The organism is Phycisphaerae bacterium, from assembly GCA_012729815.1.
GTDB lineage: Bacteria > Planctomycetota > Phycisphaerae > JAAYCJ01 > JAAYCJ01 > JAAYCJ01.
In genome coordinates this window covers 1-11,533 of the sequence record JAAYCJ010000059.1, presented here as the reverse complement: position 1 = coordinate 11,533, position 11,533 = coordinate 1, and the positions used below count along the sequence as shown (strand labels likewise).

The 11,533-nt window shown below is 63.3% G+C and carries 10 protein-coding genes; 6 read left to right on the top strand and 4 right to left on the bottom strand.

Annotation, left to right across the window (positions count from 1 at the left end):
• Positions 1–1,232 (bottom strand): TIM barrel protein (locus tag GXY33_04445; protein ID NLX04376.1); only part of this gene is annotated, 1,232 nt, incomplete at its 3' end.
• A 121-nt stretch (positions 1,233–1,353) separates the two neighbouring features.
• The gene (locus GXY33_04440; GenBank protein NLX04375.1) at positions 1,354–1,983 is read right to left on the bottom strand and encodes a hypothetical protein; all 630 of its coding nucleotides are present in this window, start codon (positions 1,981–1,983) and stop codon (positions 1,354–1,356) included.
• A gap of 262 nt (positions 1,984–2,245) precedes the next feature.
• Here GXY33_04440 and purD point away from each other — a divergent pair, with 262 nt between their 5' ends.
• The 6 genes from purD to GXY33_04410 all read left to right on the top strand — a co-directional run bounded on the left by purD (position 2,246) and on the right by GXY33_04410 (position 10,758).
• On the top strand, positions 2,246–3,532 hold the full coding sequence (gene purD / locus GXY33_04435) for a phosphoribosylamine--glycine ligase (GenBank protein NLX04374.1): 1,287 nt from the start codon (positions 2,246–2,248) through the stop codon (positions 3,530–3,532).
• 117 nt (positions 3,533–3,649) lie between these two features.
• On the top strand, positions 3,650–5,527 hold the full coding sequence (locus tag GXY33_04430) for a phosphoenolpyruvate carboxykinase (GTP) (protein NLX04373.1): 1,878 nt from the start codon (positions 3,650–3,652) through the stop codon (positions 5,525–5,527).
• A 733-nt stretch (positions 5,528–6,260) separates the two neighbouring features.
• Positions 6,261–6,728 (top strand): carbohydrate porin, encoded by a 468-nt coding sequence (locus GXY33_04425; GenBank protein NLX04372.1) that lies wholly within the window; start codon positions 6,261–6,263, stop codon positions 6,726–6,728.
• On the top strand, positions 6,626–7,105 hold the full coding sequence (locus GXY33_04420) for a carbohydrate porin (GenBank protein ID NLX04371.1): 480 nt from the start codon (positions 6,626–6,628) through the stop codon (positions 7,103–7,105). The genes GXY33_04425 and GXY33_04420 overlap by 103 nt, the downstream gene beginning before the upstream one ends.
• A gap of 163 nt (positions 7,106–7,268) precedes the next feature.
• Positions 7,269–9,011 (top strand): single-stranded-DNA-specific exonuclease RecJ, encoded by a 1,743-nt coding sequence (gene recJ / locus GXY33_04415; GenBank protein ID NLX04370.1) that lies wholly within the window; start codon positions 7,269–7,271, stop codon positions 9,009–9,011.
• 85 nt (positions 9,012–9,096) lie between these two features.
• Positions 9,097–10,758, top strand: a complete 1,662-nt coding sequence (locus GXY33_04410; GenBank protein NLX04369.1) for a hypothetical protein — start codon at positions 9,097–9,099, stop codon at positions 10,756–10,758.
• 48 nt (positions 10,759–10,806) lie between these two features.
• Here GXY33_04410 and GXY33_04405 read toward each other — a convergent pair whose 3' ends face one another.
• Together GXY33_04405 and GXY33_04400 are read right to left on the bottom strand one after the other, a co-directional pair.
• The gene (locus GXY33_04405) at positions 10,807–11,157 is read right to left on the bottom strand and encodes a DUF86 domain-containing protein (GenBank protein ID NLX04368.1); all 351 of its coding nucleotides are present in this window, start codon (positions 11,155–11,157) and stop codon (positions 10,807–10,809) included.
• Positions 11,138–11,455 carry a nucleotidyltransferase family protein gene (locus GXY33_04400; GenBank protein ID NLX04367.1) on the bottom strand — a complete coding sequence of 106 codons (318 nt, stop codon included), beginning with the start codon at positions 11,453–11,455 and terminating at the stop codon, positions 11,138–11,140. The genes GXY33_04405 and GXY33_04400 overlap by 20 nt, the downstream gene beginning before the upstream one ends.
• Between the last annotated feature and the right edge of the window lie 78 nt (positions 11,456–11,533).

The following is an 11,533-nucleotide window of genomic DNA, read 5'->3' as shown; positions in this document are numbered from 1 at the left end:
TAGCCGAGGGTGTCACCGCCTTTGATGTTGGCTCGTTCTTTTTCGACCTGCTGCTGGTAGCCGGATTTACGGTAGGCGGCGATGGCATCGGGGGCTCGGCCGGTCTGTTGGCGGACGAGACCGACGAGGGGCCGGGTGTCGGTGAGCCAGGCGTCGCGGAGGATTTCCTCAGCGGCGATGATATCCTGGTCGGCTTGGGCCTTGGCGAGGGCTTTTCGGTTGACCAGGAGGGCTTTGGCGTAGAGTTGATGGATGGTGTCGACGGTCTGGAGCATGGCTTCGAGTTTGGGTTTGAGGTTGTGGGACTGGTCGACCATGTAGGCGAGTTCGAACTTACGGCTGCGGACCTGCTGGGCGGCGACGATTTCGTTGAAGATTCGGAAGACCTGGTAGGGGTCGATGCTGGCGGTGGTCAGGTCGTCGTCGGCGTAGCGTCGGTCGTTGAAGTGGAAACCGCCGAGCATGTCCTCTTCGATGAGCCAAGTGACGATCTGTTCGATGTTCTGGGCCTGGTAGTGGTGGCCGATATCGACGAGGACTTTGGCCCGGTCGCCGAGTTTCCGGCAGAGGGTCATGGACATGCCCCAGTCGGCGATGTCGGTCTGATAGAAGGCGGGCTCGAAGGGTTTGTATTCGAGCAGGAGGACCTGGTCGTTGGGCATGGCCTGGTAGATTTCCTTGAGGGAGTCGATGAGGCGAGCGCGGCGTTGGGCGATGTCGTCCTGGCCGGGATAGTTGGTGCCGTCGGCGAGCCAGATGGAGAGGAATTTGGACCTGGTCTGGGTGGCGATTTTGATGGAGTCGCGGACGTGGTCGATGGCCTTTTTTCGGACTTCGGGTTTGGGGTTGGCGAGGCTGCCGTACTTGTAGGCTTGGTCCTGGAAGACGTTGGGGTTGACGGCTCCGATCTGGATGCCGAGTTTTTTGGCTTTTTCGATGAGGGCGGGATCGAAGCCGTCGGGGAAATCCCAGAGGACATGGACGGCGATGGTTGGTGTGATGCCGGTATAGCAGTGGACGGCGGCGGCGTCGGCGAGCTTGTGCTCGATGGTTTTGGCTGATCCGGGCTGGCGGAAGACGCCGAATCGGGTGCCGCCTTCGGCGTAGGCCCAGGAGGGGGTTTCGATGTGGAGGCGTTTGAGCTGGTCGATGATGCGATCGGGGTCGAGGCCGGCGGCCTTGGCGTTTTCGAGGACGGCCTGTGCGGCTTGGGGGTTGTCGTAGGCGTTCATCGGTATTTCCTCCGTGGAATGGGTGTATCCAATGACGATGGGTCATAGGATACGGATTGGAGGAGCGGGATGCAAGTGGCGAGACTGGATGTCCTTGAGTTGGCGAGCGGGTCTGGCGGGGCTAGAGGCGTCGTCGAACCGAGCGGACGAGAGCCAGGCCGATCAGGGCCAGGAGGGCGGCGGGCGGTGCTGGGACGACGGCGGCGTTGTGGTCGAAGGCGAATCGCCCCCAGGATTCGTCGGAGCCGTTGGCGCAGAGGGTGAGGGTGTAGACGTGCGGGGCCAGCTCGAGCGGGTAGGGTTGCATGTAGTAGTTGACGTCAAGGCCGGCGGTTTCGTCGAAGAGGGTAGCCCAGACGACGCCGAGTCCCTGTTCCCGCCAGGACATCTGGACGGGTCCGGTGACGCGGAAACGGGTGGTAATCTGTGCTTCGGCGCGGGTGCTGAAGGTCCAAGGCGCACCGCTGTACTCCCAGGTGTGGACTTCGATGGCGAAGGGGTCGAGGTCGACGCGGGCGCCGCAGGGCGACCAGTCGCCGATTTTATGGGACGTTTCGAGGCAGGTCGAACAGCCGTTGAGAGGGTCGTTGAACGCGGCGGATCCGTGCCAGGTCTGGTTCTGCTGCCAGTCGGTGGCGGTGTATTCGACGGTTGCCCAGGCGGAGTCCTGGAGAAGGTGGATCGTCGGAATATCGGCGCGCGCGGCGCCGCAGGGCAGAACGATCAGGATGAACGTGTACAGCGGTTTCATCGGACGGCCTCCCATCCATGGTCTTCGGTACGGCACGCGTGTGGGCACGGTTCAAGGTGCGGATCCCTGGTGGGGCGACAGCCGATACCGACCCCCCGTCGCCTCCGTTAATGATAAGATACTGTCTAGGGGTCTGTCAAGTCCGGCGTTTTGGGTTCAAAAGGGGGCATTTTCGCTTGTAACGGGGTTTTGGAGTCGCTAGAATTTTCGCGAGCTCGGCTGGGTGGCCGGGTGGTTTCGGTATCAGTAATAGTTGGTGGACATGAGAATTCTGGTCGTTGGTTCCGGTGGACGCGAGCATGCGCTGGTTTGGCGGATGGCCCAATCCAAGCTGGCGAAGCGTGTGTATTGCGCGCCGGGCAATGCGGGAACGGCCCATGAGGCCCGGAACGTGGCGATCGAGGCTGAGGATACCGATAACCTGGTCAAGTTTGCGGCTGAGAACAAGATCGACCTGGTCGTGGTGGGCCCGGAGGCGCCGCTGGTGGGCGGTCTGGTGGACCGGCTGGAAGCGGCGGGGATCCGGGCGTTCGGTCCGACGGCGGAAGGGGCGAAGCTGGAGGGTGACAAGGCTTACGCCAAGGAGCTGATGCGGCACTATACGGTTCCGACGGCGGAGGGGCGGGTTTTCACGAATTACGACGATGCGCGGGCGTACATTGCCAGCCGGGACGAGCCGCTGGCGGTGAAGGCGGCGGGTTTGGCGTCGGGTAAAGGGGTGATCGTCTGCGACGAGCCGTCGGATGCGTTGCGGGCGGCTGAGAAGATCATGGTGGACCGGATTTTCGGGGCGGCCGGCGATAAGATCGTGGTGGAAGAGAAGCTGACGGGTCAGGAAGTATCGGTGCTGGCGTTGATTGACGGGCGGAGCATCTACGTTCTTGAGCCGGCGCAGGATCACAAGGCGATCGGCGAGGGTGACACGGGTCCGAATACGGGCGGGATGGGTGCGTATTGTCCGACCCCGGCGATTGGCGAGCAGGCGATGGCGCAGGTAGAGCGGCAGATTCTGGTGCCGGTGGTTGACGCTTTGAACCGGGGCGAGATTCGGTATCGCGGGGTGCTGTACGCTGGGTTAATGATGACCACGACGGGTCCGAAGGTGCTGGAATTCAACGTGCGTTTCGGCGATCCGGAGACCCAGCCGATTCTGATGCGGCTCCAGAGCGATCTGGTCGAGGCGTTGATGGCGACGTGCGAAGGGAAGCTGGACGAGGTGACGCTGCGGTGGGACGATCGTCCATCGGTGTGCGTGGTGATGGCCAGCGGCGGTTATCCGGGCAAGTACGGGACGGGCCAGGAGATTCGCGGGCTGGAGGAGGCCGATGCGCTGGAGGACGTGAAGGTATTTCACGCCGGCACGGCTGAGGCGGACGGCGGCGTGGTTACCAGCGGCGGGCGGGTGCTTGGGGTGACGGCGTTGGGGGCGACGGTGGCGGACGCCAAAGCGCGAGCCTACCAGGCGGTGGATCGGATCCATTTCGATGGGGCCTATTGCCGCCGCGACATTGCCGATAAAGCCATCAGACTGACGACGAAATCGAAATAGCCCTGACCTGGCCGGTAATACGGCTGGGTGGGGTCCGGGCTGCGCGCAACGGGCGGATCAGGAAGAACGAAGGGTATGAGGTGACAGGAACGCCTGGATCACAGAAGGAGTAGAACGATGGATCAGAAGTGCGAACAGTTGCTCAGGTCCCGACTGCAGGGCGAGAACTATCAGAAGCTGATGGATCTGCCCAATCCGAAACTGCATCGGTTCATCGCCGACGCGATCGAGCTGTGCGACCCGGCGACGGTGGTGGTGTGCACGGACGATTCGTCGGATATCGCGTACGTTCGGAAACAGGCGGTGGCGCGTCAGGAGGAGACGCCGCTGACGATTGAGGGGCACACGGTGCACTTCGACGGTTATTTCGATCAGGGGCGCGACAAGGACAAGACGAAGTACCTGGTGCCGCCGGGGATGAATCTGGGGGAGCGGTTGAACACGGCGGGCAAGGCGGAGGGCACGGCGGAGGTCCGGGCGCTGCTGAAGGGGCAGATGGCGGGCCGGGAGGCGTACGTTCGGTTCTTCTGCCTCGGGCCGGTGAACTCGGCGTTTTCGATTTCGGGGGTTCAGATCACGGATTCGGCGTACGTCGGGCACAGCGAGGACCTGCTGTACCGTTCGGGTTACGAGCAGTTCAAGCGTCTGGGGGACGGCGAGGATTTTTTCCGGGTGATGCACTCGTGCGGGGAGCTGACGGAAGGGAACGTCAGCAAGAACTACGAGGACAAGCGGATCTACATCGACCTGGAAGACGAACTGGTCTACAGCGTGAACACGCAGTACGGCGGGAACACGATCGGCTTTAAGAAGCTGGCGTTGCGGCTGGCGATTCGCAAGGCGGACCGGGAAGGCTGGCTGTCGGAGCACATGTTCGTGGTGGGGATTCACGGCCCGAAGGGTCGGAAGACGTATTTTACGGGGGCGTTTCCCAGCGCGTGCGGGAAGACGTCGACGGCGATGCTGCCGGGCGAGAGCATCGTGGGGGATGACATCGCGTATCTGCGGATCATCGACGGGGAGGCCCGGGCGGTGAACGTGGAGTCGGGGATTTTCGGGATCATCCAGGACGTGAATTCCAAGGACGACCCGGTGATCTACAAGGTGCTGACGACGCCGGGCGAGGTGATTTTCTCGAACATCCTGATCAAGGACGGCAAGCCGTACTGGCTGGGGATGGGCCAGGCGTTGCCGAAGGACGGGGTGAACTACGCGGGCCAGTGGCACGAAGGGATGAAGGGTCCGGACGGCGCGACGGTATCGGCGGCCCACAAGAACGCCCGGTACACGGTGTCGTTGCGGGCGTTGGCGAACGTGGACCCGAAGCTGGACGATCCGGACGGGATCGCGGTGAGCGGGATCATCTACGGCGGTCGCGATTCGGACACGTGGGTTCCGGTGCAGCAGTCGCTGAGCTGGGATCACGGCGTGATCGCGATGGGGGCGAGTCTGGAGTCGGAGACGACGGCGGCGACGATCGGGCAGGAAGGCGTTCGGGCGTTTCAGCCGATGTCGAACCTGGACTTCGTGGCGATTCCGCTGGGCAAGTACATCCAGAACCACCTGGACTTTGCCAAGGGGCTCAAGGAGGCGCCGACGATTTTCGCGGTGAACTACTTCCTGAAGGGCGCGGACGGCAAGTACCTCAACGGCATGGCCGACAAGGCGGTCTGGGCCAAGTGGATGGAGCGGAGGGTCAACGGCGAGGTGGAGGCCATTGAAGGGCCGACCGGATGGCTGCCGGTCTACGCGGACCTCAAGGCGTTGTTCAAGGACGTGCTGAAGCAGGAGTACACGCCGGAGCAGTACGCTGAGCAGTTTTCGATCCGGGTACCGGAGAACATCAAGAAGATCGACCGGATCGAGGAGATCTACCGGACGCAGGTGCCGGACACGCCGCAGATCGTGTTTGACACGCTGGGGGCGCAGCGCAAGCGGCTGCAGGAGGTGCAGGCGAAGTTCGGCGACCGGGTTCACCCGGAGAAGCTACGGTAGCGGCCGGTCGGGAACGTGAGACGGCTGGGAATGTGAAGGCCCGTCGGATCGGGTGTGCAGGAACCGGTCTGACGGGCCTTGGTATGCGCCGATCGAGGTGAGGGTATTGGGTTACGGGGCTGGATCCGGGGGACGGGGTGCGTCGTTGGCCGAGGGTCCGATAAGTCGGACAGCGTTTTGCGGGAGCGAGTCAGTGGTTTTGAGAGGGCTCTGGAGGCCCGGTCCAGGATTTTTCCGTCGAAGGGGCCTGCAACGCGCGTGAAACGGCGTTCATCTCGACCTCTGTGACCTACGGATTGTGTTTTTGAGAACGGGATTTATGGAAAGAAACTCCCGATAGATACAGATGGAGCGGGCAAGAAGTCTGGTACGTTGTATTGGCAGGGAGTATGGACGATGGTACGGGACTTCTCAGGTCGGATTCGTGTTTTGTTGTGGGTTTTGGGAGTGTTGCTGATCGGGTCGGCCTCGGCTTGGGCTGAGGAAGGTCTGGTCGGGGGTGAGGAGGCGGCATCGACTCAGGACATTGAGATTGCCTCCGAGGGTGAAGGGGGGGAGTGTCTGCTGGGGGACTGGTGGGGGGGCACGGAAGAAGCTGGCGGAGGCGGGCGTTTACTTTGGGCTGTCGATGGACACGGTCTATCAGACGAATGCGCACGGCGGGCTTGATACGCACAGCGCCCATTACGGGACGGGCATGTACGATTTTGAACTGATTTTGGATTTGGAGGAGATGCTGGGTGTTGAGGGGGGGGCGGTGTACGCGCTTGCGGAGGGCGGGTTCGGCGACGGCTTGGAGGGCGCGGACAAGGTGGGGGATTTTTTCGGCGTGAACGACAACGCGGTGGGGTACCGGTCGCTCGATCTGATCGAGCTGTGGTATCAGCAGGACTGGTTTGACCAGAAGCTGCAGATGCGGCTGGGCAAGATCGACCTGAGCGGCGGGTTCGAATGCCGCGGCTGTCCGGTCAGTTTTGACGGCAACTACTACGCCAATGACGCGACGTCGCAGTTTCTCAACAGCGCGCTGGTGAACAACCCGACGATTCCGTTTCCGGACAACGGGTTGGGAATGATCGTGCACTTCAATCCGTTGGAGTGGTTCTATGCGAGCGTGGGCGCGGCGGACGCGCAAGGCGACGCCCGGGAGACGGGCATGCGGACGGCGACGACAAGCGTGATGACGCGGGGTTTTACCTGAGTTTCGACCAGATGGTGTACCGGGAGGATCCGCGAAGCGTCCAGGGGCTGGGGCTGTTCTTCCGCTACGGTTTCGCTCACCAGGAGGTCAACGAGATCGAGCATTTCTGGAGCATTGGCGGGCAGTACACGGGGCTTGTGCCCGGGCGGGACGACGAGGTGCTGGGGTTCGGGGTGGCGCAGGGTCTGTTGACCGACGGTCTTCGCTACGTGGACGAGAAGCCGGGTCGCGAGACAGTTCTGGAGCTGTACTACAACATCCTGGTGGCGCCGGGTTTGACGTTGTCGCCGGACGTCCAGGTGATCCTGGATCCGGGCGGCCGGTACGACGGGGCGGACTCGGTGGTGCTCGGGCTGCGGGCCCAGATGTGCCTGTGACCTGAAGCGTTGGCGACCGAGGGCCGTCCGGGGCTTCGTCCGCCACGTGAGGCGTTGTTATTATTGCCCGGTTAGATCCGCCAATTTGGCGACGGTGCTTGCTATTTTTCGATATTGGAATTAAGGTGAAAGGGACGCAGGACTTGAGCACAAGGATGCGACGGTGGATCACGAGTGGCACATAGCGCCTCGGTGGGCGGGTCGGGATGAAGCGGCGGTCAGTCTGGGGGTCAGTCCAATTGTGGCGCAGATTCTGTACAATCGTGGGATTTGCGAGCTGGAGGACGCCCGGCTGTTTCTGGAGCCGAAGCTCAGCGGGCTGAGCGAGCCGGAGGAGTACGAGGATTTGCCCGCGGCGGCGGGGTTGATCCGGGCGGCGATCACCGATGGTCGGCCGATCGTGGTTTACTGCGACTACGACGTGGACGGGGTGTGCGGGGCGGCCATTTTGTGGCATGTGCTCCGGCAGGCGGGCGGCAAGCCGCGGGTCTATATTCCGCACCGGGTCGAAGAAGGCTACGGGCTGAGCAGCGAGGCGGTGGACAAACTGGCCGATGAGGGGTCGCGACTGCTGGTGACGGTGGATTGCGGGATTCGCGACCATCGGGCGGTGGCGCGGGCCAACGAGCGGGGGATGACGGTGATCGTGACGGACCACCACGAGCCGGGCGAGGCGCTTCCATCGGCGTCGGCGGTGGTGCATCCACAGCGGCGGTCGGAGGTTTCGGGCCGCGGGAACGGGTCGGCGAATCTGTGCGGGGCGGCGGTGGCGTTCAAGCTGGCGTGGGCGGTGGCGCGGGCGGTGTCGGGGGGCGGCCGGGTGGAGGACGGATTTCGCGAGATGCTGGTGGATCTGACGTCGCTGGTGGCGCTGGCGACGATCGCGGACGTGGTTCCGCTGTTGGGCGAGAATCGGATTCTGGCCCGTTTCGGTCTGGAGCGCATTCCGCAGACGAAGCTGGTGGGGCTTCGGGCGTTGCTGGATTCGGCGAAGATCACGGGCAGCCGGGTGGACAGCTATCATGTGGGTTTTGTGCTGGGTCCGCGGCTGAACGCGGCGGGACGGATGGGTCACGCGAAGGAGGCGTTCGAGCTGTTGACGGTGGGCGACCGCCAGCGGGCGGAGGATCTGGCGGGTTATCTGGACCGGCAGAATCGGCGTCGGCAGAAGCTGGAGGAGCAGATCACGGCGGAGGCGGTGGAGCTGGCGGAGTCGCAGGGGCAGTTGACCGACGAGACGCCGTTGCTGGTGCTGGCGAAGGACGGCTGGCACGTGGGCGTGATCGGGATCGTGGCGTCGAAGCTGGTGGAGAAGTTTCGCCGGCCGGTGGTGATGATCGCACTGGACGGAGGTCGCGGGCAGGGGTCGGCGCGGAGCGTGGAAGGGTTCGACATCAACCAGGCGCTGGAGCGGTGCGGGGAGCACCTGCTGGGTTACGGCGGGCACGCCATGGCGGCGGGCCTGCAGATCGAGTCGGGCCGGGTGATTCCGTTCATGCAGTCGCTGCACCGGCACGGTCTGGCGCACCTGGCGGGTCCGTCGCGGCCGGTGGTTCGGATCGACGCGGAGGTGGGGCCGGAGATGATCGAGAGTCCGTTCGTCTGGCAGCTTCAGCGGCTTGGTCCGTTCGGCCACGGGAATCCGCGTCCGACGCTGTCGGGCGACGTGGCGGAACTGGTGGGCGAGCCGCGGTTGGTGGGCAACGGCGGACGGCATCTGTCGTTCAGCGTTCGGTGGGGCCAGCGGGTGTTTCGGGCGATCGCGTTCAATCAGGCGGAGGCCCGCGAGATGCTGCTGGACTGCCGGCGCTGCCGGTTGGCGTTCGAGCCGATCATCGACGAGTATCTGGGCCCTCAGGCGGTGCAACTGCGGGTCAAGGCGATTCGTCCGGCCCGGAGCGGCTAGCCACGCGAGCGATTTTGTTTTCATTGAGCCGTAACTGCAGGAGGGCGGGTTATCTGACGGTGGAGAGTCTCGATACGGAATGATCATGGCCGCACGTCGCACTCCGAGTCGAATAGACCGTCGATACTGGCTGTTGCCGCTGGTGCTGGCGGCGTCGGTGGTCTGGTGCAAGCAGATCACGGTGGGGGGGTTGGGGTGGTCGGACGCTCCGCTGCACGCGATGGACGGTGTGTTTATCCACGATCTGGTGCGGCACTTTCCGGGCGGGTCGCTGCAGGCGTGGGCGGAAGGTTACTTTGCCAAGTACCCGTGTCTGGGGCTGATCGTCTACTATCCGCCGGTGTTCGCGGTGGTCGAGGCGGCGATGTTCGCGGTTTTCGGGATCTCAGCGGCGGTGGCCCGGCTGACGGTGGTGCTGTTTGCATTGGCGGCGCTGCTGGCATTGTACTGGGTGGCGCGGCAGCTTCTGGATCGGGACTCGGCGGTGTTCGCGGCGGCGGTGTGGGCGGCGTTTCCCTCGACGGTGCTGTGGAGCCGGCAGGTGATGTTGGAGGTACCGGCGGTCGCGCTGGTTCTGGTCTGTTGCGGTCTGTACCTGAAGTTTCGTTCGACCCGCCGGATGGGCTGGCTTTGGGCGGCGGCGGCGGCGTTGGTGTTGGCGGTGCTGACCAAGCAGTGGGCGGCATTTATCGGATTGGTGATGGCGATCGATCTGGTGGTTCAGCTCGGCTGGCGCAAGGCTTTGACGTGGCGGACGCTGCTGTTGGCGGCGGTGACGGCGGGATTGATCGTCGGGTACGTTGTGTTCAGTTGGCACTATGCCCACCTGAGCCGGTTTCTGGTTCGCGGGCAGGGCTGGTCGCACCTGCTGGACGTGCGGCACTGGGCGTACTATCTGTTCGCGCTTCCGGAGGTGCTGGGGTGGGCGGGTCTGATGTTTTCGATCATCGGGCTGCTGCTGTTGGCGGTGGCTGAGCGGGTGCGGCAGGTGGGATTTGCCCTGCTGTGGATCGTGGTGTTTTACGTGTTCGCCAGCGTGGTCTACCACAAGGAGCCGCGGTACTTTTACTTCGTGACGCCGCCGGCGGCGATGCTGATCGGCGGCGGGTTGAGTCTGGCGGTCAAGGGGACGGACCTGAAGCGATGGTGCGAGGCGCTGCTGCTGGTGCTGGTGTGTTGGCAGTTTGTGGTTTCGTGGTACGTCGGGCCGGGACGGCTGAGCAGTTATCGTCGGGCGGCGAGTCTGGTTCACGAGTCGGAGCCGCGAGGGGCGCTGAAGCTGGTGCTGGTGGACGCGGTGCGGGACGGGCAGTTCGTGTTCGACATGCGGGTCGAGCAGGGCTTTGAGGGGCGGGCGTATACGCTTCGCGGGAGCAAGGTGCTGTATTCGCGGGCGGCGCGGATGCGCTGGCAGTATAGTCCGTACGTCGAGACGCACGAGGACGTGCGGCGGCTGATCGATCGCTACGGGATCGAGTATATCGTGGTTGAGAATGTCCCGCCGCGGACGCCGGACTGGCAGGATTTCTTTCCGCCGCCGAGCCGGTTGCTGCGGGAGGTGCTGGCCGATCCGCAGCGGTTTCGCAAGATCGACGAGTTTGCGGTGGCGGACGATCCGCGATCGGTCTGGTACGGCGTGAACGTGGAGGTTTACCGCAACCTGCAGGTAGCGCCGCGGCGCTCGAACCGGCTGAAGATTCCCATTCCGGCGATGGGCCGCGAGTTGGAGCTCATTCTGCCAGAGTAGTCTCTGAGCGGTGGTTTTCGCCTTCCCTTCCACCGGAGTTCGTATGGACTACTGGCGATCTTCCGTCTTGTCGAGGAGAGACTGAAGTTGCCTTCGCAGCGGGGCAAGTTTCGTTGTGGCGACGTCCCAGACCAGGGCATAGTCCACCCCGAAGTAGTCGTGGATCAGCCTGTCTCGCATTCCCGCGATCTTTCGCCACTCGACATCGGGCGCCTGTCTCCGCAGGTCTTCCGGAATGTTCTTGGTTGCTTCGCCGATAATCTCCAGGCTGCGGACAAACGCTCTTTTCAATGTGGCATCGCCGTTGAAGGCATCAAAGTCTCTGCCCTGAAGCTGCGAGAGAACGTAATCGATCTCGTCGAGAATGTGACGGACGTACTCACGAGGCGATGCGGACACGCTGTACCTCCCGGAGAATGTGCGGGCCGATATGGGGACTCAGCGCCTGCGGCGTCACTAACTCCACTTTTCTTGCGAGGATATCTTCCAGGAGGAATGACACTTCCATGAAGTTGTCAAAGGAGTGGTGCTCCGGCGCGAACTCCACCAGGATGTCCACGTCGCTCTCGGGAGTCTGTCGTCCCGTGGCAAACGATCCGAACAGACCGATGCTCAGGACCCCCAGTGCGGCCAGTCTCTCTCGCGCAGCGGCCAGACGCTCCAGTACTTCCTGTCTGTTCTGTGCAGGGGCGGTCATCGTCCGATCTCCGGTTCTTCCCACTATACTACTCTACCATTTCACCGCAAGCCATGCAACAACGTCGTCAGTGAGCGC